The sequence below is a fragment of the Paracoccus versutus genome (genome assembly GCF_029909795.1).
Lineage (GTDB): Bacteria > Pseudomonadota > Alphaproteobacteria > Rhodobacterales > Rhodobacteraceae > Paracoccus > Paracoccus versutus.
The window spans coordinates 228025-248293 of record NZ_CP038196.1 but is presented as its reverse complement, the minus strand read 5'-3'; the positions used below and the strand labels follow the sequence as shown (position 1 = coordinate 248293).

Annotated in this window: 24 protein-coding genes; 23 read left to right on the top strand and 1 reads right to left on the bottom strand. The window is 65.5% G+C overall.

Annotated elements, in window-relative coordinates; genetic code table 11:
• The first annotated feature begins 28 nt into the window (after window positions 1-28).
• The 8 genes from E3U25_RS01220 (at window position 29) to E3U25_RS01185 (ending at window position 9601) form a co-directional block, all read left to right on the top strand.
• Window positions 29-397, top strand: coding sequence for a thermonuclease family protein (locus tag E3U25_RS01220; protein WP_116221534.1), 369 nt, complete (start codon window positions 29-31; stop codon window positions 395-397).
• Between the two features lie 127 nt (window positions 398-524).
• Entirely contained in the window at window positions 525-1082 is a 558-nt protein-coding gene (locus E3U25_RS01215) for a hypothetical protein (protein WP_116221533.1), read from the top strand.
• A gap of 70 nt (window positions 1083-1152) precedes the next feature.
• On the top strand, window positions 1153-1569 hold the full coding sequence (locus E3U25_RS01210) for a hypothetical protein (RefSeq protein WP_116221532.1): 417 nt from the start codon (window positions 1153-1155) through the stop codon (window positions 1567-1569).
• The gene (locus E3U25_RS01205) at window positions 1562-2206 is read left to right on the top strand and encodes an antitoxin of toxin-antitoxin stability system (RefSeq protein ID WP_116221531.1); all 645 of its coding nucleotides are present in this window, start codon (window positions 1562-1564) and stop codon (window positions 2204-2206) included. Before E3U25_RS01210 ends, E3U25_RS01205 begins: the two co-directional genes overlap by 8 nt.
• Window positions 2207-2365: 159 nt before the next feature.
• Window positions 2366-6718 carry a strawberry notch-like NTP hydrolase domain-containing protein gene (locus tag E3U25_RS01200; RefSeq protein WP_116221530.1) on the top strand — a complete coding sequence of 1451 codons (4353 nt, stop codon included), beginning with the start codon at window positions 2366-2368 and terminating at the stop codon, window positions 6716-6718.
• Window positions 6718-7761: a DUF7146 domain-containing protein gene (locus tag E3U25_RS01195; protein ID WP_116221529.1), complete on the top strand. Its 1044-nt coding sequence runs from the start codon at window positions 6718-6720 to the stop codon at window positions 7759-7761. The genes E3U25_RS01200 and E3U25_RS01195 overlap by 1 nt, the downstream gene beginning before the upstream one ends.
• Before the next feature lie 331 nt (window positions 7762-8092).
• A complete protein-coding gene (locus tag E3U25_RS01190) occupies window positions 8093-9028 on the top strand; it encodes a DUF2493 domain-containing protein (protein ID WP_116221528.1) in 936 nt (311 codons plus the stop codon).
• Between the two features lie 153 nt (window positions 9029-9181).
• Window positions 9182-9601, top strand: coding sequence for a hypothetical protein (locus E3U25_RS01185; protein WP_116221761.1), 420 nt, complete (start codon window positions 9182-9184; stop codon window positions 9599-9601).
• A 231-nt stretch (window positions 9602-9832) separates the two neighbouring features.
• Here E3U25_RS01185 and E3U25_RS01180 read toward each other — a convergent pair whose 3' ends face one another.
• The gene (locus E3U25_RS01180; protein ID WP_208861560.1) at window positions 9833-10489 is read right to left on the bottom strand and encodes a hypothetical protein; all 657 of its coding nucleotides are present in this window, start codon (window positions 10487-10489) and stop codon (window positions 9833-9835) included.
• Window positions 10490-11558: 1069 nt separating this feature from the next.
• Here E3U25_RS01180 and E3U25_RS01175 point away from each other — a divergent pair.
• From E3U25_RS01175 to E3U25_RS01105, 15 genes are all read left to right on the top strand, one after another.
• On the top strand, window positions 11559-11963 hold the full coding sequence (locus E3U25_RS01175) for a single-stranded DNA-binding protein (RefSeq protein WP_116221527.1): 405 nt from the start codon (window positions 11559-11561) through the stop codon (window positions 11961-11963).
• Window positions 11964-12332: 369 nt separating this feature from the next.
• A complete protein-coding gene (locus E3U25_RS01170; protein ID WP_116221526.1) occupies window positions 12333-12707 on the top strand; it encodes a hypothetical protein in 375 nt (124 codons plus the stop codon).
• Window positions 12708-13152: 445 nt separating this feature from the next.
• The gene (locus tag E3U25_RS01165) at window positions 13153-13401 is read left to right on the top strand and encodes a helix-turn-helix domain-containing protein (protein ID WP_116223323.1); all 249 of its coding nucleotides are present in this window, start codon (window positions 13153-13155) and stop codon (window positions 13399-13401) included.
• A gap of 98 nt (window positions 13402-13499) precedes the next feature.
• Entirely contained in the window at window positions 13500-13775 is a 276-nt protein-coding gene (locus E3U25_RS01160; RefSeq protein ID WP_116223324.1) for a DNA -binding domain-containing protein, read from the top strand.
• A gap of 106 nt (window positions 13776-13881) precedes the next feature.
• Window positions 13882-14106: a transcriptional regulator domain-containing protein gene (locus E3U25_RS01155; RefSeq protein ID WP_116223325.1), complete on the top strand. Its 225-nt coding sequence runs from the start codon at window positions 13882-13884 to the stop codon at window positions 14104-14106.
• 67 nt (window positions 14107-14173) lie between these two features.
• Window positions 14174-14653, top strand: coding sequence for a DUF2285 domain-containing protein (locus E3U25_RS01150; protein ID WP_244295389.1), 480 nt, complete (start codon window positions 14174-14176; stop codon window positions 14651-14653).
• Window positions 14654-14793: 140 nt separating this feature from the next.
• A complete protein-coding gene (locus tag E3U25_RS01145) occupies window positions 14794-15075 on the top strand; it encodes a helix-turn-helix transcriptional regulator (RefSeq protein WP_116223327.1) in 282 nt (93 codons plus the stop codon).
• Window positions 15076-15093: 18 nt separating this feature from the next.
• On the top strand, window positions 15094-16269 hold the full coding sequence (locus E3U25_RS01140; protein ID WP_116223328.1) for a replication initiator protein A: 1176 nt from the start codon (window positions 15094-15096) through the stop codon (window positions 16267-16269).
• Complete coding sequence (gene parA / locus E3U25_RS01135) at window positions 16266-16919, top strand: ParA family partition ATPase (protein WP_116223329.1); 654 nt, start codon at window positions 16266-16268, stop codon at window positions 16917-16919. The genes E3U25_RS01140 and parA overlap by 4 nt, the downstream gene beginning before the upstream one ends.
• Complete coding sequence (locus E3U25_RS01130) at window positions 16916-17659, top strand: DNA-methyltransferase (protein ID WP_116223330.1); 744 nt, start codon at window positions 16916-16918, stop codon at window positions 17657-17659. The genes parA and E3U25_RS01130 overlap by 4 nt, the downstream gene beginning before the upstream one ends.
• Entirely contained in the window at window positions 17656-17910 is a 255-nt protein-coding gene (locus E3U25_RS01125; protein WP_116223331.1) for a ribbon-helix-helix protein, read from the top strand. The genes E3U25_RS01130 and E3U25_RS01125 overlap by 4 nt, the downstream gene beginning before the upstream one ends.
• Entirely contained in the window at window positions 17907-18392 is a 486-nt protein-coding gene (locus tag E3U25_RS01120) for a DUF2840 domain-containing protein (protein ID WP_116223332.1), read from the top strand. The genes E3U25_RS01125 and E3U25_RS01120 overlap by 4 nt, the downstream gene beginning before the upstream one ends.
• Window positions 18389-18931 carry a S26 family signal peptidase gene (locus tag E3U25_RS01115; protein ID WP_116223333.1) on the top strand — a complete coding sequence of 181 codons (543 nt, stop codon included), beginning with the start codon at window positions 18389-18391 and terminating at the stop codon, window positions 18929-18931. The genes E3U25_RS01120 and E3U25_RS01115 overlap by 4 nt, the downstream gene beginning before the upstream one ends.
• 67 nt (window positions 18932-18998) lie before the next feature.
• Window positions 18999-19334, top strand: coding sequence for a DUF736 domain-containing protein (locus tag E3U25_RS01110; RefSeq protein ID WP_116223334.1), 336 nt, complete (start codon window positions 18999-19001; stop codon window positions 19332-19334).
• Between the two features lie 2 nt (window positions 19335-19336).
• Entirely contained in the window at window positions 19337-20101 is a 765-nt protein-coding gene (locus tag E3U25_RS01105) for a lytic transglycosylase domain-containing protein (RefSeq protein ID WP_116223344.1), read from the top strand.
• Window positions 20102-20269: the final 168 nt, after the last annotated feature.

Here is a 20269-nt window from a genome sequence, read left to right as displayed (position 1 = left end):
CGCTCCTTCAAGATGAAAGCCATTCGTCATGCTCAGCCATATCGTCGTTTCCGTTCTGCTCTGCACGGCATCCTGCGAACCGGCCGCAATCCGGGTCTGGGACGGAGACTCCATCCGCCTGGGCACAACGCGGCAAGCGGAAGCGGTTCGGATCCTCACCATCGATGCCCCCGAGATCGAGGGCCGTTGCACCTATGAATCCGATCTCGCGTTGCAAGCGAAGACCAGGCTCGCCGATCTCCTGCATGGGCGGCGCGTTGAAATCCTGCGCCAAGGCACCGACCGCTATGGCCGAACCCTGGCGGCGATCCGCGTCGAAGGCCACGACGTCGGCGATATTCTCGTCGGCGAAGGGCTGGCGAGAATCTGGGCAGGACGGCGCGAGCCCTGGTGCTGAGCGTCGGATCATTCCGGCGCAGACCGGAACAATCCTCAATCGAAGGAAGAGTGAGAGTGCGGGCGGTTGGCCGTGACGGGTTGCAGGCGGGAGAGAGGCTTCCGCCGTCCGTCGCGGAGTATTCCCCATGACCCTATCCCGCCAAACTGCGTTCGCTCCCATCGGTGAAATCCTCGCGCGGCAGGTGCTGCCCCGGCTGCACCGCGCCCAGAGGCTGCCCCTGCGCATCTCCTGCATCGGCACCGCGCGTTACGATGGTCTCAGTGATGCCGACGGTTTCGACCGCACGGTCGTCATCGGCAAGTGCCCGTCTCCCGAAGACGCCATGACCTTCGCCAGCCAGCGCGTCGCGCGCGGCGACCTCCGCATCGGCTCGGACGATACGCTGCGCTTCCGCCCACGCATCATGATCATTCAGGATAGCGACAAGGGCCTGGTTCTCGCCGGAGAGATCCGGGCCGGGATCATTCTCTGGCGGCAACCTGTCGCGTCCGATGCCGAGGCCCGCCGTGTCGTGACCGAAGCCAGCCGGTTGCGCGGCGCGGCCTTCGCGGCATCGGGGCGCGGCGATGCGGCATCCGCTCGCGATCACCGCTACCGCGCCAGCCTGCTCGAGGCCCGGCTGGTCGATCCCTTCTGGCGCGAAACCGCGACCGACCTGCTGCGGCTGCCGCAAGCCGCCTGATCACACCAACCAGTTTCCACCCATCCTCGCCCGGCCTCGCCGCCGGGCTTTGTCGTTTCAGGAGCCTGACATGGCCAACTATTTCACCCATTTCTCCTGCCTGCTCGATGTAGGCACCCCCGAAAACGCGGCCCGAGCGCTCGAACTCTACAATGCGTTGTCCGAGGAAAACGCCGCGGAAGACCCTCCCTCCGAGGGCTTCCTGCTCTCGATCCAGCCCGAACATGGCGGCACGCAGCTCTGGATGCGCGATGACGAAACCGGCGATCCCGAGCATGTCATCCAGTTCGTCAAGCGCTGCGCGGCCGCGTTCGGCCTGACCGGACTCTGGGGCTTCCAATACGCAACCACCTGCTCCCAGGCGCGGGTGAACGCCTTCGGCGGCGGCGCGCATGTTCTCGATCTCGCCACCGGCGAGACCGTGGACTGGATCTTCAGCGGCAGTTGGCTGGAGATCATTCTGGACGGAGGCGATCCCTATGCCTGAGATCATCGAAACCACCGTCTATCGGCTCGACGAGCTTTCCAACGAGGCGAAGGACAAGGCCCGCGCCTGGTATCGCGAGGGAGGCTTCGACTACGACTGGTATGATGCGGTCTATGAGGATTTCCAGCAGATCGCGGAAATCCTGGGTGTCCGCTTCAAGACCCGCACCGTTCGCCTTATGGGCGGCGGCTCGCGTCAGGAACCGCGCATCTTCTTCTCGGGTTTCTGGTCGCAAGGCGATGGCGCCTGCTTCGAGGGCTACTATTCTTACCGGAAAAACGCCACGGCCGAGATCCGGTCCTATGCGCCGCAGGACAGGATTCTGCACGGCATCGCCGATGCCCTTCAGAGCGTCCAGCGGCGCAATTTCTACCAGCTTCGCGCCGAGGCAACACATCGCGGCCATTACCACCACGAATATTGCATGGCGATCTCGGTCGAGCGCGACAGCCCGACCTGGCAGGACATGACCGCCGATGCCGAGGAAGTCGTCACCGAGGCGCTGCGCGACCTCGCTCGTTGGCTCTATCGCCAGCTTGAGCACGAATACGACTACCTGACCTCGGATGAGGTGATCGACGAGGCCATCGTCGCCAACGACTACACCTTCACCGAAGCCGGACGCCGCTTTGGCTGATCCTGACAAGCGCCCCGCCTGACGGCCGGGCGCTTGTTTCATGTCTGCTCTCGCCACGGATTGAGAGGGAGAGAGCGGCCGGAAGGGATTTGAGCCGGTGCGGTCGAGAGAGAGCGCTGCGCGGCTAGGTCTCTTTCCGCTCTCCCGAGGAAACCCCCGATGAACATGATTTCTGCATCCGCGGCGGCATCCGCCACCGCGCCGCTTCCGCTCGACCATGACGCTGAAACCGCAGCCTGCGTCTTCACCGCTGCCGGTCTGCTGCTGCCGCATCTGGAGCGCGGTCAGCGTGTCGATGCCGCCACGCTGCGCGGCGCGATGGAAGCGGGTTTCGGCGGTTCCGACGCCACCGGCGCATGGACCTGGAAGACCGCTTATGATGCCTGCGAGGCGGCGACCGTGCTCTTCCTGCGCAAATACGGAAAGGCGCTTTTCCGCAAAGCCGTGTCACCTGCGACGATTCTGCCGCAACTCGACAAGATTGCCGGGCTCCTGCCGACCCACACCCGGCGTTCCGAGGAAGCGCAGACCTTCCAGCAGTTCTCTACCCCGATCCCTCTCGGCTTCGCGGCACTGACGGCGGCGGCGATTACGCCCGCCGACCGGGTGCTGGAGCCTTCGGCCGGCACCGGGCTCCTCGCCATCCTGGCCGAGATCGCCGGCGGCACGCTCCTGCTCAACGAACTCGCCGAGACGCGCGCCGGCCTGCTTTCCTCCCTCTTTCCGGCCCTGTCCGTGACCCGGCTTGATGCCGCCCAGATCGACGATCACCTCGATCCGGGCCTGATCCCGACCGTGGTGCTGATGAACCCGCCGTTCTCGGTCATGGCCAATGTCGAGGGCCGCAGGTCTGACGCCGCCTTCCGCCATGTCGCCTCGGCGCTGGCGCGCCTGGCGCCCGGCGGGCGGCTCGTGACCATCACCGGCGCGAGCTTTGCCTCCGACAATCCGGCATGGACCGCCTCCTGGACCCGGCTGCAGGAACGCGGCCGCGTGGTCTTCTCCGCTGCCGTCGATGGTTCGGTCTATGCCAAGCACGGCACCACCATCGACACACGGCTGACCGTCATCGACAAGCTGCCCGCCGAAAATGCGGCGGTGTTTCCGGCCGCGCCCGGTGTCGCCCCGGACGTGGCCACGCTGATCGGCTGGCTGGCGGAGCTTCCGGCCCGGCGGCCTGTCGATTCTGACGTTGCCGTGCCGGTCGCACGACCCACCGCGCCCCGCACCGTGCGCGGCTACGTCAACCGCGCCGCGCGATCCGCGCCCGCCGCGCCTCTGGCCGAGCCGGAGGCCGTGCCGCTCGCCTATGAGACCGTGGATTGGGAACCGGCCGAGGGCGGCCGCCTCTCCGACGCGATCTACGAGGATTACGGTCTTCAGACCATCCGCATCGCCGGGGCGCAGGCGCATCCGACCCAGCTCGTGCAATCGGCCTCGATGGCGAGCATCGCGCCGCCGAAGCCGAGCTATCGGCCGGTGCTGCCGAAGGACATTCTCGGCAAGCTGTCCGAGGCGCAGTTGGAAACCGTGATCTATGCCGGCGAGGCCCATGCGGGTTTCCTCGCCGGGGGCTGGACTGTCGATGATACCCTCGACAATCTCGCCGCCGCGCCGGAGGATGCCGAAGGCGCCATCCGCTTCCGGCAGGGTTTCATGGTCGGCGATGGCACCGGCGTCGGCAAGGGCCGGGAATCCGCGGCGATCATCCTCGACAACTGGATGCAGGGGCGGCGCAAGGCGGTCTGGATCTCGAAGACCGACAAGCTGCTGGAGGATGCGCAGCGCGACTGGTCGGCGCTTGGCATGGAGCGGCTGCTGGTCACGCCGCTGTCACGATACCCGCAGGGCAAGCCGATCACGCTGAACGAAGGCATCCTATTTCTAACCTACGCTACGCTGCGCTCCGATGATCGCGGCGAAAGGGTTTCTAGGGTCAGGCAGATCGTCGAATGGTTGGGCAAGGACTTCGATGGAGTGGTGATTTTCGACGAGGCGCATGCCATGGCCAATGCTGCCGGGGGCAAGGGAGAACGCGGCGATGTCGCCGCCAGCCAGCAGGGTCGTGCCGGGCTGCGCCTGCAGCACGCCCTGCCGCAGGCCCGCGTGGTCTATGTCTCGGCCACCGGCGCCACCACCGTCCACAACCTCGCCTATGCGCAGCGGCTCGGCCTCTGGGGCGGCGAGGATTTCCCGTTCTCGACCAGGGCCGAGTTCGTTGAGGCGATCGAGGCCGGCGGCGTCGCGGCGATGGAGGTCCTGGCCCGCGACCTGCGGGCGCTCGGCCTCTACACCGCTCGCTCCCTCTCCTTCAAGGGCGTCGAATACGAGTTGCTCGACCATGAGCTGACCCCGGAACAGGTCCGCATCTACGACAGCTATGCCGATGCCTTCGCGATCATCCACAACAACCTGGACGCCGCGATGCAGGCCGCGAATATCACCGGCGGCGACGGCGGTTCCGGCACGCTGAACCGGCAGGCCAAATCCGCGGCGCGCTCGGCCTTCGAGTCCGCCAAGCAGCGTTTCTTCGGCCATCTCCTGACCAGCATGAAGACCCCGACGCTGATCCGCTCGATCACCGCGGATCTGGAAGCGGGCCATTCGGCCGTCATCCAGATCGTCTCGACCGGCGAGGCGCTGATGGAACGGCGTCTGGCGGAGATCCCCACCGAGGAATGGGGCGATCTGAACATGGACCTGTCGCCGCGCGAATATGTCCTGGACTATCTCGCCCATTCCTTCCCGGTCCAGCTCTACGAGCCGTTCACAGATTCCGAGGGCAATCTGTCCTCACGCCCGGTCTATCGGGACGGCCAGCCGGTCGAGAGCCGCGAGGCGGTTGCCCGGCGGGACGAGATGATCGCGAGCCTTGCGAGCCTGCTGCCGGTTCCCGGCGCGCTTGACCAGATCATCCAGCATTTCGGCACCGACACTGTGGCCGAGGTGACGGGGCGCTCGCGCCGTATTATCCGCAAGCGCGGCGATGGCGTCACCATCGACCGCCTCGTCGTGGAGAACCGTGCCGGCTCGGCAAATCTCGCCGAGACGCAAGCCTTCATGGATGATGCCAAGCGCGTGCTGGTGTTCAGCGATGCCGGCGGCACCGGGCGTAGCTACCACGCCGAACTGTCGGCGAAGAACACCCGGCTGCGGGTCCATTACCTCCTCGAAGCCGGGTGGAAGGCGGATGCCGCCATCCAGGGCCTCGGTCGCACCCATCGCACCAACCAGGCGCAGCCGCCGCTGTTCCGCCCGATCTCGACCAATGTGAAGGCGGAGAAGCGCTTCCTCAGCACGATTGCCCGCCGCCTCGACACGCTCGGCGCGATCACGCGCGGTCAGCGACAGACCGGCGGTCAGGGCCTGTTTCGCCCTGAAGATAACCTGGAGTCGCATTACGCGCGTGATGCCCTGCGCCAGCTCTATCTCCTCTTGGTGCGCGGCAGGGTCGAGGGTTGCAGCCTTGAGCGGTTCGAGGCGGCCACCGGGCTGAAGCTGATGGACAGCAACGGCATCAAGGACGATCTGCCCGGCATCACGACCTTCCTCAACCGCCTGCTGGCCCTGACCATCGAGCTTCAAGGCATCCTGTTCACCGCCTTCGAGCAGCTTCTGACTGCCCGCATCGAGGGCGCCATTGCCTCGGGGACATATGATGCCGGGCTGGAGACGCTGCGGGCGGAGTCGTTCACCGTCACCGACCGGCAGGTGATCTACACCCATCCCCGCACCGGAGCCGAGACCAGCCTGCTGACCATCACCGAACGCAGGCGCAACCACCCGGTGACGCTCGACACCGCCCTGGCGGAACTCGACGATCCACGCGCCAGGCTGCGGATCAACGAGCGCTCGGGGCGCGCAGCGGTGCAGATTCCGACCACCAGCGTCATGCTGGACGATGGCGAGATCGAGCGCCGCGTTCGCCTGATCCGGCCGATGGAGGCCCATAACGTCCCGGTCAGGATGATGGGCGAAACCCATTGGGTCGAGGCCGACCGGAAGGCCTTCGCATCGGCCTGGCAGGCCGAGGTTGCCGAGGTGCCGGAGTTTGCCGAGTCCACCCTGCATATGGTGACGGGGTTGCTGCTGCCGATCTGGAAACGGCTGCCGAACGAGTCCACCCGCGTCTATCGCCTCCAGTCTGACGCGGGCGAGCGCATCATCGGCCGCAAGGTCTCCCCGGCCTGGGCGGCCAATGCGACCGAGACCGGCATTGCGTCGGTCACGCCGGAGGATGCCTTCGCGGCGCTGATGGAAGGCAGGACGATCCTCGATCTTGCCGAGGGCCTCCAGCTTCGCCGGGTCCGCGTCATGGGTGCGAACCGCATCGAACTTACGGGCTTCACCGACACCATGCGCCAGCGGCTCACCGCTTATGGCCTCTTTCACGAGATCATCTCCTGGAAGCTGCGCATGTTCGTGCCGGTTGATGCCAGCGGACCTGCCGTGCTGGCCAAGCTCTTCGACCGCTGGTCGGTCGAACGCATCGGCGAGCGGGAGGCAGCCTGATGCCCCGGCACGACGCCTCCGAACTGGCGATCCGTCTCGGCCGGGAGGCCGAGGCGGTGTGCCGCCACTACCTGTCGTCCGGCCACCGCGCCGGGCGATACTGGCTGGTCGGCGACGTGCAGAACAATCCCGGCCGGTCGATGTTCGTCCGCCTGACCGGGCCGGAATTCGGCAAGGGCGCGGCTGGCAAATGGACCGACGCATCGACCGGGGAGCATGGCGATCTGCTCGACGTCATCCGCGAGGCGCTTGGCGTCGCCGACTTCAGGGACGTGGCCGAGGAAGCGCGCCGTTTCCTGTCGCTCCCGCATCCCGAGCCGGAATTGACGAAGACGCCAACCGGCAGCACATCCGGCAGCGCGCCCGGTTCGCCTGAAGCGTCGCGCCGCCTCTTCGCCATGGCGCAGCCGATCCATGGCACCCTTGCGGAGATCTACCTCAACGGGCGGGCGATCACCTCCCTCTCGGGCACCGCCGCGCTGCGCTACCATCCCCGGTGCTACTATCGGCCCGACGAGCATTCGCCCACCGAGATCAGGCCGGCACTCGTTGCCGCCGTCACCAATCTCTCCGGCCAGCAAACCGGCGCGCATCGCACCTGGCTCGCCCCGGATGGGTCCGGCAAGGCGGCTGTCGAGACACCGCGGCGGGCGATGGGCGATCTTCTCGGGCACGCCGTCCGCTTCGGCACCGCCGCTGAGGTGCTTGCCGCCGGCGAGGGCATCGAGACCGTGCTGTCGCCCCGTCAGGTTCTGCCCCGCATGCCGATGCTGGCGGCGCTTTCGGCCGCTCACCTCGTTGCCATCCTGTTCCCGCCGTCGCTGCGCCGGCTCTATGTCGTCAGGGATCGCGATCCGGCCGGGGATGGCGCCGGAGACAGCCTGGTCGCCAGAGCAGAGAGCCTCGGGATCGAGGCGATATCGCTCACGCCGCGCGAGGGCGATTTCAACGACGATCTGCGACGCCACGGCGCCGATGCCCTCCGGGCGCGTCTGAAGGATCAGCTTCATCCTGATGACGTCCGCCGGTTCATGGAGGGGTGAGGGTGTGATCGGCCCCGCAGGCACGGCCCGGCTCGGCCTCTGCCGGTTTCGGTCTTTCGCCATCGGCACGTGCATCCATCGTCAGAGAGTCCCGCACCCACGGCCTTCTGAGAGGGCGATCGGCGCACAAGCGGGCCGGGCAGGCAATGGCCGCGTCCGGCTAATTTCCGCCGGCGGCTGCGCCGCCTTTGCATCGCGAAAGGCAAATTAGCCGCACCCGGCCATCAAGGCCCTCGCGGAGCGGGCGAGGGCTGCCAACCCGTCCCGCCCGTGCGCTTCGACGCCTGCGAAGGCCGCGATGGGCGCGGTCTCCAGACGAAGGACGCAACCGATGGAAAACGAAACCGAATATGCAGGGGCCGAGCCGGTCCACACCTCCTCCCAGACCGATCATGCCCTCTCCGAACTCCAGCTCTACGGCTGGCGCCCGTTCCAGGACGAACCCGATCCGAGGCCGCTGCCCGAGGGCAACACCGTCGCCGCCGCCGTCACAGACATCTTCGACGCCCTTGTCTCGACGCTCGATGACACCCGCCTCGAGCCCGATCTCGAAGAACTGCTCTGGGGGGCCGTCAATCTCTTCCACCGCGCCAATGCCCGGGTGGAACGCGATCTCGACGACAACGAGCAGGCGCAGCGCCGGATGCAGCGGGAACAGGACGGCAGCGAGGTGAAGTCGGTCGAACTCGAACGCCTCACGGCCGAGGGGCAGACCCTGATCGAACGGCGGAGCAGCATGGAACTCTTCCGCGACCTCGCCGCCGAGGCTTTCGAGCACCACACCGGCAGCGCCTGGCGGCCGCGCAGCGGCTCGATGGTCAACCATCGCAACCTGACCGCCGCGATGATCGACAGCCGCGACTTCCTTGCCGCGAAACGCCGTGCCGAGACCGAGGTGATGCTGCCCGCCGGCCCGAAGGTGGCCGTAACCGGCGGCGCCGACTTCAACGACCACCACCTGATCTGGGCGAAGCTCGATCAGGTCCATGCCAAGCACCCGGACATGGTGCTGCTGCACGGCGGCTCGCCCAAGGGGGCGGAACTGATCGCCTCCCGCTGGGCCGATCACCGCAAGGTGCCGCAGGTCGCCTTCCGGCCCGACTGGGCGAAGCACGCCAAGGCCGCGCCCTTCAAGCGCAACGATGCCATGCTGGACGTGCTGCCGATCGGCGTCCTCGTCTTCCCCGGCACCGGGATTCAGGAGAACCTTGCGGACAAGGCCCGCAAGCTCGGTATCCCGGTCATGAAGTTCGACGGCGGCGCGTAAGCGCCACCCCGAATTCCCTCGCCTTGACGCATCATGCCCTCCCGGGCATGATGGTCCCCACTCGAAGTAACGGCGTAGACGCAGAACCGCAGGCGGAGCCTATTCTCGGACAGCCTGGCGTGATCCCCTGTCACATCCTCCATGGAGGCTTCGATGTTTCTGATCCTGCTCGCCCTTTCCCTGACGATCGCCGCCGCCGTGATCGCCTTCAAGCTCGCCGTCTTCGCCCTGCCCTTCTGGGTCGCCATGAGCGTGTTCCAATATGTGCATGGTACCGATGCCGGCGTCTTCCTGTCCGGGCTTGCGGCTTTCGGCGGCGCTATCCTGTCGGTGACTTTCGTCATCGCCGTCCTGGCATTCGCCACGAATCCCTATTTCCGGCTTGCCGCCCTCGGGCTCTTCGCCATCCCGGCCACCATCGCGGGCTATGCGCTGATCTACGGCATCGCCAAAAACGCCATCGATTCCAGCATCGCCCTGAACATCCTCGGCGGTATCGGCGGCGTCATCATCGGCGGTTCGGCCATGGCGCATCTCAATGCCCTCGGCGTGGCCTTCTTCTCACGTATCTAGGTGTCGGAGGCATCGGATTTGGGCTCTGGCGGGCCGTATCGCTGGCCCGTTGGGCCAGCGCGTCAGGCGGAAGCACGTCCAAACCCCAGCCAAAACTGTCGCACTTCGCATGACGGTAGTGGTCTGCAATCGGGACGCAGCGGACGAAGCATACGGTCATCGTGCGCGATTTCGTGGTCGGCTTGGCTAAGGTCGCCGTTTTGTCGCACCTGTCGCGCTTATGCCCAGAACTTATCCCCGCCTTGGCCCAGGTTTCTTTTTAGGCTTCGTGTATGAATGAACGTCAACTTCATCGAAGCCTTTTTTGTTGTCTGATCGACAGAAGAGCTTGATGTTGACTTCGAACAGGGCTGACGCCTTCGTCAGGGTCTCAGTCAATCTTGCGCGGTTAAACTTCTCGGCATCTTTGAGGAACATGAGATGGTACAAGGAAGCCCAAAACAGCGCAGCCCGATGAAATTCAATGTCATCTTCAGGCCCCATAATGGAAAAGCATTCCGTCTTCGGGATCACGTAAGCTGCCATGTCGTTGTGGACCATAGAGCAAGCTGATAAGAAAAGCCTCCTGCCCTTGAGATGGGGCCGCAACATGTCGCCCAACTCGTCGAAGTCGATAGTTTCCTGATTGGTGGTGCACAGTCCCTCCGGGTCTCCATGTGCGGAAATATGGAGATATCGGTATCTGGACTTGCCAAATTCCTTGACTGCCGCCTTGAATTCTTCGATCGTTCGGACGTACCGATAGAGCGGTTGCTTTCTATGCAATCTCAAAATTTGCGAGATCACGCCGCCTTCAAATCGGCCGTTACCCTCATCATCCGGATCCAAGCTCTCGATAATAAAAACGTCAGCCTTTGTGCGCAATGTAGCCTCATGCAGTTGGGACATCAACTCAGCCGTCCTGAGTGACTAACTGCCCAAGAAATATTTCGGCAGCCTGGAAAACGCAAACAACGCCGGAGTAGCCGACCGTCCGGTAAGGGCTCGCACCGGCCACGGAGTGGCGGCCGCAATGCAAACCCGTTCAGAATTCTGACAGAAAACTTTCTAAGTATTACTGACAGAGGACAGCAGGAAGCTGGGCGAGCCCCCTTCGGAGGACGGCTCTACTCGCGCCCCGCGGGGCGCTCACCGAACCCGCGATGCGGTTTCGGCCGATGCCGGTGACGATCCTCTCGCAAGGTCGCGTGGGCGGCGGGCGTGGTTCGATTTTCTGCTGTCCCGCGCCCGGACAGGGAACCGCATTTGCGGGCGTGATCCATTGCTCCCGGAAGGAAACCCGGTAGCCGGTACCACCAGCCTCCGGGTTCCCGCGCGAAAAATCGGTTCGTCATCCCTTCGCCAGTCCTGCCGCCATCGTTCCCGGCCTGCTTTGCCGGCTTGGGAAATCCTTCTTCTGCGGCATCACCGCACGCACCACGCTGTCCCTGCCCTGCTGGTCGGTCCATTTCGTGACGTGACGATGGGCGCGGGGACCTTCCGCACCCAATCTCGCAATATTGCCGGGCCTGGCCGGCCGTTCTCTGGATCGGCGGGGCAGTGCCATTCCATCTCCCCAACCCGACAGCCTGATCGTTCTCGTCCCGGATCACCCGGCCTTCCGGCGGATGCCGCGAAGGTGGCCGGAAAGGGAGGCAAGCGGGTGCCTGGCCCGAAGGTCCTTGCCTCGATGAGCCGATGGTGCCGGCAAGGACGATGAAGTTGCGACCTGTCTCCGATCCTCTCCCGGACGCACCAATCCCTCCGCCTGACTGAGCCCCTAACTCCGTTCGGTTTTCACCGGCAACCCCCAAGGCTCCGGACCGTGTTGCCGCGCAAGCGCGGCTGCCCGCCCCACTCCGAAGCCTTGCGGGCAAGCTGCCGCCCAAGGGGGCGTCAGTTGCAGGTGCCTCCCGACGGACTTTCCCGGGTCTCGTCGGAGGGAATGGTCCCTCCGGGGAAGCAACGGAGACCTACAATGCAGAACATCGTCATCCTCGCCGGCAACATCGGCAAGCACATCGAAGCCAGGACCACCCAGGGCGGCACCGCCATCACCCAGTTCACCCTGGCCACCTCGCGCCCCCGCTATTCGGAAGGCCGCGTGATGCGCGACAAGAACGGCTATCGGGTCGAAGAGACGGAATGGCACCGCATCACCTGCTTCAACGGCCTCGGCAAGACGGTCCAGGAATATTGCGAGACGGGCATGAAGGTTCTGGTCCGCGGCCGCATCCACTATACGAAATGGACCGACCAGCAGGGCATAGACCGCTACGGCTGCGAGATCATCGCCGAGACGATCAGTTTCCTGAGCCGGGCAAAGCAGGCCGAGAACGACGACGGCGAATATATCGACAGGGAGGACGAGATCCCGTTTTGACGCGGGAAACCCGGAGCCCGGCGGCGCCAGCCGCCGGGTTTTCCATGTTCGCACCGGATCGCACCAATGTCGCGCCGGCAAGAGAAGGCTTCCCGGTCGGATCGACCGGCCGGAAAGCCTCCGGCGGGGTCGCCCCCTCCGGACCTCCCCGGTCTTAAATGTCTCCTTTCGGTCTCTCTCGTCCGGAGGTTTGCACCTGCCGCTGCGCTGTCGAGGACGAGCGGTCCCCCCAATTTCCAGCCGCCGCCCAGGGGCGTCGTCAGGAAATCGGCTCCCCCACTCGCCGCCCCAGGGCGGTCGCTGCGCGATCCCGACACCTTGCGGCGACGGTGCTGCCTCCTCCCGTCAGAGACCGAAAGGAGACACGCCATGACCAACCGCACGCACAACCCCATCGACCCCGGCAGCCCGGCCTACTGGCGCGACCGCCGGCGCGCCTTCCGGCTGATCTGCGACGCCGAACTGGCCGCGCAGCGTCTCGCCGAGGCGTCGATGTACCTGCATGGCGGCTACGACGAGGACGGCGACGTGATCGCCATCGAGAACCTGGTGCCGCACGACGACATGGAAACGGCGATCCGTGCCGTCGAGGCCGACCCGACTGCCGTCGGCATCCTCGCCGCCCAGGGCCGAACCCGTATCGGCGGATACGCCATCGAGGCCGTGATCCGCGAACTCGACGGCACGGCCCGCTTCGCCGAGGATCCGGCGCGCAATCCGCTCTGGGGACCGGACACCGACTGAGCCCCACGGAAGGCGGCATCCGCCGCCTTCCGCTCCTGGTCTGCCACCAATAGCCCCGCCGGCCGGATCGACCGGCCGGCAGGCCTGATGAAAGGGGGGCAAGCCCCCCTCTCAACGCTCTCCCCATGAAGGAAGGGGCAAGCCCCCTCCTTCAAACATCCTCCCCAAGGGAGGGGAAACCCCTCCCTTGAACCCACCCATGGGGAAGGGGACGGTTCCCTCCCCCCTTCCCCAAACCCCATCCCTCTCCCTTTGCACGAAACGAGAATCTTCTCCCCCGGCAAGGGCAAAGCTTCTCGGCGACCGAATCAGATGAGAGGCAATACGACCAAGTTCCGCTGGACAAGGCGTTTCCATATAGAATCAGGGTAGCGCGGCGGCACAGAACAGCTAAAATAGTCGTAGTTCTGGAGTGCGTGCAGGTCCGAATGGGAGGTGATCATGTATGATCACCGCCCGACAGTCACGGGCCGCACGCGCGTTGCTGGGTTGGACGCAGGAGACGCTCGCTGACAAGGCCCGAGTATCATTGACCGCGCTCAAGCGCCTCGAATCGGAGAACCGGCTCGAGGTATATGAGTCCACACGCGATGAAGTGCGCCGGGCACTCGAAGCCGCCGGGATTGTTCTCCTCTCCACCGACAAGGGCGAAGGCGTGCTGCTGCTTCATGAAGGCACCAACGCGAGACGGTAGCATCGAGGCCGTCGCAACAACGCGCTCTTGTCAAAAATGGTGGCCATCTCTTCCGGGAGGTGGTTAACAAATACGTTACAGGGGACGACGAGAGCGTGATGGGACAGGCAATAGAGGCGTTTCAGGACAAACCGCCTTCAAGCGATTCGCTGACATCGTATGATCGCAACCATATGAAACTCTATTTGCGCCTGCTCGATGCCGAGCGCGACGGCGCCGATTGGCGCGAGGCGGTGCAAATACTTTTTGGCCTCGATCCCGAATCCGATCCCGACCGCTGCCGGTCTATCCATGATGCTCATCTTGACCGCGCGCATTGGATGACCGAACACGGCTATCGCGAGTTGGTCCGCGAAAGCCAGCATAAAACCTGATCGTGATGCGTCGGACGCATCACCTGTTGACCGTCACCTTGCTTCCCCAGCTCAACCCGTGAGGGAATCTTGAGTCTTCCCCCTCGGAAAGGCTTGGGAGGCCGCAATGACACCTGACGCATCAACCTGGCGTTCTTCGACCGAATATGACCACCTGGATGCACTGACGGCATCCGACCTGGCATGGGAATGCCTTCGCCGCAACGAAGCCTATGACGCAGACTTCGAGGAGTCGGCTTCTGACCTTGGGGACCCCGAACCGCTGGCGGAGCGAATCCGGCAGCGGTGGGGCTTGCGATTTCCCGGTCGATCCTCAGGCCGCGCCACCTGATGCTCCGGTTTTCTGGCTGCCTCAGGAGGACACCAGCGTCGTTATATTGACTGAAGCCCCATCTGAGTTGACGAACGATCAGCATCGCGCCCCAATGATATGGCGCGTTACCTCCCCTGGAGATGTTGCCGACAGGGACTTCCGCTTCATTCTCGACAATGGCCAATACCTGCAGATTCTCGACTGCGCCATCGCCGCGGACAAGGTTGCCGTCGCCGTGGTGCCGCTTGATCTCGGCGGCTTTGATCGCATCGAATCCATACGTCGCCTTCTTTCCGCCCTTCATGGCCGTGCGATACCACCCGATACACGCCTGACGCGCCAGCAGCGCATGCGCCTTCGGCGCATGTTGCGTGCTTTCGACGGCGAGAGAGCCGGCGCCACCCAACAGGAAATCGCGCAGGTTCTGCTGAACATCCCTCGGCTCGACCGCGACGAATGGCAGGCATCGTCTGCCCGCCATGCCGTCAAATCGCTGCTGCGCGATGCCCGGTCCATGGTCGCGGGCGGTTATAGGAAACTCCTGCGTCATCGGCGTCCACGCTAGCGCGATTCCGCACGCCCGATGGTGGGCGATTTCGATACCCCCCAAGTTCGCCCTGCACCTCGCCGGTTCTTCTTCGCCACCGTGGTCGTTGCCCGCCGCTGATCCGCAGCGGCCGTCCCAACACCACGGAGGCCCGTTCCATGCCGCACGAACCCGTCGTTTTGCCGCCGCGCTTTCTGCGCACCAAGGAAGCCGCCGAATTTCTCAGCCTCTCGGCTCGCACCCTCGAAAAGCACCGCACCTACGGCACTGGACCGGCCTATCGCAAACTCGGCGGGCGTGTCGTCTATGCCATCGACGATCTCGAAACCTGGGCAGATCGCGGCGCGGTTACATCGACCTCCGATCCACGCGGCTCCGTTCTGCCCGCCAAGCGACAAGCCATTCCGAACGGACCGCAAGCCGGTCGCTACGCTCGCTAACCGCTCGCGGTTCACTTCATGGCGGTGCGACGTCGATCCCTTTCCGAGCGCGGGCAACTCGACCTGTTCAGGGCGCTCCCCGGCGACTTCGCGCCACGAGATGCGCAGGACCTCATGGCCTATCCCTTCTTCTCCCTCGCCAAGTCGAAGCGCGTTGCGCCCATCGACTTCGCTGCCGGCAACGTGACCATCCGGGTCGAGGCGGTTCCCGATCACGGCATGGCCACGATCTGGGATGCCGATATCCTGATCTGGGCAGCCAGCCAGATCGTCGAAGCCCGCGATAACGGGCTTCGAACCTCCCGGCTGATGGCCGCTACGCCCTATGAAATCCTCACCTATGTCGGGCGCGGCACGTCGCTTCGCGACTACCAGCGCCTGAAGGCCGCGCTCGACCGGCTGCAATCGACCACGATCTCGACCTCGATCCGGCAACCGGTCGAAGGACGCCGGCATCGTTTTTCCTGGATCAACGAGTGGCAAGAACGGACTGACCGCAACGGCCGCCCGGACGGTATCGAGATGATCGTGCCGGACTGGTTCTACCAGGCCGTCCTCGTCGATGCCCTCGTGCTGACCATCGACCGGACCTATTTCGACCTGACCGGCGGCCTCGACCGCTGGCTTTACCGCTTGGTGCGTAAGCACGGCGGCCGCCAGCAGGGTGGCTGGCGCTTCGACTTCCACCATCTCCACCAGAAATCCGGTAGCCTGTCGCCCTTCAAGCGCTTTGCTTTCGAGCTGCGCGACATCATCCGCCGCCAGCCGCTGCCGGGCTACACGCTATTCCTGGAGGCCGAGATCGGCGGGCGGATGCTGCTCGCTTTCGAGCCCGTTCCGCCCTGTGGAAAGCCTGTGAATGGCCTCGTGCTATCGGGAACCCAGGCTATCGTGCTATCGGGAACCGGACTATCGTGCTATCAGGAACCGAAACCGGCCCTAACGCACGGAAACCGTTCACGAAATCGCTCCCTTAACTTAGAGTCTAACATAGACTCTAACCTTGAAGAGCGGGCGCGCGATGTGGAAAACCTCATCCGCGACACCGCGCGAAGCCTCCGCATTGAGGCAAAGAAGACGGAATCCGCCACCCCTTCGGCATCTCGCACTGCCTCCAATCAGCAGGCGACGGCGGCTCCAGAGGACACCGAAGCACCCCGCCTTCCTCTCGATCCTTCGGGAGGTGGCAAATGATCATCGCGCTCCTCAACCAGAAGGGCGGCGTCGGCAAGACGACGCTTGCGCTGCACATCGCTGGTGAATTGGCTGGCCGGGGCAATCGCGTCACCCTCGTCGACGCCGATCCACAGGGATCGTCGCTCGACTGGTCGCAGCAGCGTGCCCGCGAGGGACTGCCACGGCTGTTCGGCACCATTGGCCTCGCGCGCGACACGCTTCACCGGGAGGCACCCGAGCTGGCTCGCGATGCCGATCACATCGTCATCGACGGCCCGCCTCGCGTCGCCGGCCTCATGCGCTCCGCGCTCCTCGCCGCCGACTTGGTGCTGATCCCGGTGCAGCCGTCACCCCTCGACGGCTGGGCCTCGGCCGAGATGCTGGCCCTCCTGGCGGAGGCCCGCATCTACCGGCCGCAGCTCACCGCCCGCTTCGCGCTCAATCGCTGCGGCGCGCGCACCATCATCGCGCGCGAGACGGCGGAAACGCTCGCCGATCACGATCCGCCGATGCTCGCCACCGCCATCGGCCAGCGCGTCGTCTTCGCCGACGCGGCGCAGGCCGGGCGGCTGGCCAGCGAGATCGACCGCCAGTCTCCCGCCGCCCGCGAGATTGCTGCACTCACCGCCGAGATCGAAGGGCTGGGCATCGGGAGGGCCGCACGATGACCGTCCTCACCGGCGATTGCCGCGAAGAAATGCCCTGGCACGCGCCCTTTGACATGATCCTCGCCGATCCGCCCTATGGCGACACGTCGCTCGCTTGGGATCGGCGCGTCGAGGGTTGGATCGCGCTGGCGCGCGCCGCCCTCCGCCCCACCGGCTCGCTCTGGGTCTTCGGCTCGCTGCGCTGCTTCATGGCGACCGCCGACCGCTTCGCCGATGCCGGCTTGCGGATTGCGCAGGAGATCGTCTGGGAAAAGCAGAACGGCACCGGGTTTCATGCCGATCGCTTCAAACGTGTGCATGAGCTGGCAGTGCAATTCTATCCAGCAGAGACGGCCTGGCGGGACATCTACAACGACGTCCAGACCACGCCCGATGCAACGGCGCGAACGGTTCGCCGCAAGCGCCGTCCTCCCCATACCGGCCAGATCGACGCCGGCCACTACGTCAGCCAGGACGGCGGGCCGCGCCTGATGCGCTCCGTCATCTACCTGCGCAATTGCCACGGCCGGGCCATCCACCCCACCGAAAAGCCCTCGGCGCTGCTGGAGATCCTGATCCGCACAAGCTGCCCCGAGGGCGGGCTGGTCGGGGACTGGTTCGCCGGGTCCGGCGCGGCCGGCGAAGCCTGCCGGCTATCCGGCCGGCGCTATATTGGCTGCGAGATCGACCCCGACATGGCCGAGCGCGCGCGGGCGCGCATCGCCACGGTGCTGCCGTTCCACGACGGAGGTGCGTCATGACCGGACGCACCGACAAGCGCGGCTTTGCAGCGCGCCCGACCGATCCCGACGGCTGGATCAAGGCCGGTGATACATCCGCTGCGCGCGAAGGTGCCGCGCCCGCCAATACCGCCCGGCTGACCATCGATGTCACCCCTGCGATGCGCGGCCGCATCAAGGTTGCTGCCTTCAATCGCGGCATCACGGTCGCCGACATGCTGCGCGAACTGCTCGCGCGCGAGTTCCCCGACACATCAGGAGATCGGCCATGATCGGTGCGGGCGCACACGACGACGATCTCACCCGCGTCGAACTGACATGGGTGGAAAAGCGGATCGAGTTCTGGATCAGGTTCGGCCACGAGGTCGAAACCCAGATCCTCGACCGCTCCCATCGCATCGTTTCGTTCCGACCCAATGCGGTGTTCGGCTTCGTCCGCTGGGCGGCCAACGACTACGGCACGATCATCTCGCGCATCGACATCCTGCGCGCCGTTGCACCCGGCAGCGCGTATCAAACGCTGCCCTTCGTGCGACCGGGCGGCGAAATCCTGCTCCGGATCGAGGGCTGGCCCAAGGTCGAGGGAGTCCTTCGCCATGTCGATGCCGTCGAATCCCGAGGCATCGACCCCGCCGAGGTCGACCCGGATCACTGGCGTCATGTCGGTCACTGGATGAACGCGGGCGAGGCACCGCGCCCCTACACGGACGAGCGCCACCGGGCATGGCTCCGCCGCCGGGAGATCGGACTGTGAGCCGCGCCCGCTATGTCACGGCAACGGCGGCCGCGCTCGCGATCATGCTCGCGAGCGGCGTTCCGACCGCGCCAAGGCTGGTCTGGAACGCTTCGGCCAGCGTGCCGATCGGCTTCTACACGATTGCGCCCGCAGACAGGATCGAGGTGCCCGATCTTGTCGCCGTCCTGCCTCCCGAGCCTATCGCCGACTTCATGGTCCATCGCGGCTATATCGCGCCCGATGTGCCGCTCCTGAAGCACGTCGTCGGATTGCCGGGACAGTGGGTTTGCCGCGACGGCCGCGCGATCATGGTCGATGCCGTTCCGCTCGGCGAGGCGCGGGACCGCGACAGCCAAGGCCGCGACCTGCCGGTCTGGCAGGGCTGCCGCATCATCGCCGAGGGCGAGGTTTTCCTGATGAACCTCGACGTGAGCGACAGTCTCGACGGGCGCTATTTCGGCCCGCTGCCGGCCTCGACCGTGATCGGTCGGGCCACCCCGCTTTTAACCGACGAAGACGGCGATAGCCGCTTCGTCTGGCGCGCGCCGGTGCGGTGACGGCGCGTCCACAGCGGGGCGTGCGAGCGGCCCGCATCTCATCCACCGCATGAGGAAGGAACCTCCAATGCCACAGATCGGTCAATTCACCCGCACTCCGTCCGGCTTTTCCGGGCAGCTTCGCACCCTCTCGCTCGACCTGGAACTGACCTTCGTTCCTGCCGACAATGCCGAGTCCGAGAAGGCGCCCGCCTACCGCATCCATCTCGGCGACGAGGATGGCCCGGAAGTCGGCGCAGGGTGGAAGCACACCGGGGAAAGCGCAGGGCCATACATCGCGGTGCTGCTGGATGATCCCGCCTTCCAGCAGCCGATCCGCGCCCGCCTGTTCCAGTCGGACGAGGACGGCCGCGACTGGAACCTGCGTTGGACCCGCCAGAAGAAGCGCGACGAACAGGAGTGATGATGTTCACGTCCTGCACTCGTCCCGCCTCTGGTAGATGCGGCGCCCGCCGCCGCATCATCCTCTTTCTCCTTTCCGGCCTGCTGATCCCGGCCGCCGTCACGCCGCCTGCTTTGGCGCAGTCGGCTGCGCAGGATCGTGCAGCCGCAGCGCATCCGCACGACGCCCATATCGCCGAGGCGTCGCAACGCTTCGGCATCCCGGCGGCATGGATCATTGCCGTGATGCACGCGGAAAGCGCCGGAGATCTGCGCGCCGTATCGTCAGCCGGTGCGATGGGGCTGATGCAGGTCATGCCCGACACCTGGGCCGATCTGCGCATCCGTTACGCCCTTGGCCACGATCCCTATCATGCGCGCGACAACATCCTCGCGGGCACGGCCTATCTGCGCGAGATGTGGGACCGCTACGGCAATGTGGCCGCGATGCTCGCGGCCTACAATGCCGGTCCGGCCCGCTATGACGAATACCGCGTGGCGGATCGACCGCTGCCGGCCGAGACACGCGCCTATGTCGCTGCGCTTGCGCCCGCTTTGCTCGGCGAGCTGCCGGTCGGCGGCGGTGCGGTGCCCGCCCAACCGCTCGACTGGCGCGAGGCGGAGATCTTCGTCGCTCGCGGCGGAGGAGCCACGACCGCCGATCCGGCGTCGCCCGATCGCGCGCCGGACGACGCCTCTTCGCTCCTCCCGGCGCCCCCGGAATCGCTCACGGCATCGCAGCCGGAGGGGCTCTTCGTCACACCCCATGCCGGTGGGGACCAGCCATGACCCTCCACGGCGCATTTCGCATTGCATCGGGCTCTGGCGCGTCATGGACGGCGCTGGGGGTGGCGGCAGGCACCACGACGGGAAGATGGCAGGATAAAAGAGCGCACGGTGCGGCTCATGTGGGCGGTTGTTTTTGTTCATGTTTCCGGCGCGTTCCGCACCGTGCAG

Excerpts from the sequence above, each read along its gene's own strand:
- E3U25_RS01170 (WP_116221526.1), top strand. The coding sequence starts at position 12,333 with ATGACCAACCGCACGCACAACCCCATCGACCCCGGCAGCCCGGCCTAC.
- E3U25_RS01125 (WP_116223331.1), top strand. The coding sequence starts at position 17,656 with ATGACCGGACGCACCGACAAGCGCGGCTTTGCAGCGCGCCCGACCGAT.
- E3U25_RS01210 (WP_116221532.1), top strand. The coding sequence starts at position 1,153 with ATGGCCAACTATTTCACCCATTTCTCCTGCCTGCTCGATGTAGGCACC.
- E3U25_RS01165 (WP_116223323.1), top strand. The coding sequence starts at position 13,153 with ATGATCACCGCCCGACAGTCACGGGCCGCACGCGCGTTGCTGGGTTGG.
- E3U25_RS01180 (WP_208861560.1), bottom strand. The coding sequence starts at position 10,489 with ATGTCCCAACTGCATGAGGCTACATTGCGCACAAAGGCTGACGTTTTT.
- E3U25_RS01105 (WP_116223344.1), top strand. The coding sequence starts at position 19,337 with ATGTTCACGTCCTGCACTCGTCCCGCCTCTGGTAGATGCGGCGCCCGC.
- parA (WP_116223329.1), top strand. The coding sequence starts at position 16,266 with ATGATCATCGCGCTCCTCAACCAGAAGGGCGGCGTCGGCAAGACGACG.
- E3U25_RS01190 (WP_116221528.1), top strand. The coding sequence starts at position 8,093 with ATGGAAAACGAAACCGAATATGCAGGGGCCGAGCCGGTCCACACCTCC.
- E3U25_RS01140 (WP_116223328.1), top strand. The coding sequence starts at position 15,094 with ATGGCGGTGCGACGTCGATCCCTTTCCGAGCGCGGGCAACTCGACCTG.
- E3U25_RS01185 (WP_116221761.1), top strand. The coding sequence starts at position 9,182 with ATGTTTCTGATCCTGCTCGCCCTTTCCCTGACGATCGCCGCCGCCGTG.
- E3U25_RS01175 (WP_116221527.1), top strand. The coding sequence starts at position 11,559 with ATGCAGAACATCGTCATCCTCGCCGGCAACATCGGCAAGCACATCGAA.
- E3U25_RS01215 (WP_116221533.1), top strand. The coding sequence starts at position 525 with ATGACCCTATCCCGCCAAACTGCGTTCGCTCCCATCGGTGAAATCCTC.
- E3U25_RS01220 (WP_116221534.1), top strand. The coding sequence starts at position 29 with ATGCTCAGCCATATCGTCGTTTCCGTTCTGCTCTGCACGGCATCCTGC.
- E3U25_RS01130 (WP_116223330.1), top strand. The coding sequence starts at position 16,916 with ATGACCGTCCTCACCGGCGATTGCCGCGAAGAAATGCCCTGGCACGCG.
- E3U25_RS01205 (WP_116221531.1), top strand. The coding sequence starts at position 1,562 with ATGCCTGAGATCATCGAAACCACCGTCTATCGGCTCGACGAGCTTTCC.
- E3U25_RS01200 (WP_116221530.1), top strand. The coding sequence starts at position 2,366 with ATGAACATGATTTCTGCATCCGCGGCGGCATCCGCCACCGCGCCGCTT.
- E3U25_RS01155 (WP_116223325.1), top strand. The coding sequence starts at position 13,882 with ATGACACCTGACGCATCAACCTGGCGTTCTTCGACCGAATATGACCAC.
- E3U25_RS01120 (WP_116223332.1), top strand. The coding sequence starts at position 17,907 with ATGATCGGTGCGGGCGCACACGACGACGATCTCACCCGCGTCGAACTG.
- E3U25_RS01110 (WP_116223334.1), top strand. The coding sequence starts at position 18,999 with ATGCCACAGATCGGTCAATTCACCCGCACTCCGTCCGGCTTTTCCGGG.
- E3U25_RS01195 (WP_116221529.1), top strand. The coding sequence starts at position 6,718 with ATGCCCCGGCACGACGCCTCCGAACTGGCGATCCGTCTCGGCCGGGAG.
- E3U25_RS01160 (WP_116223324.1), top strand. The coding sequence starts at position 13,500 with ATGGGACAGGCAATAGAGGCGTTTCAGGACAAACCGCCTTCAAGCGAT.
- E3U25_RS01145 (WP_116223327.1), top strand. The coding sequence starts at position 14,794 with ATGCCGCACGAACCCGTCGTTTTGCCGCCGCGCTTTCTGCGCACCAAG.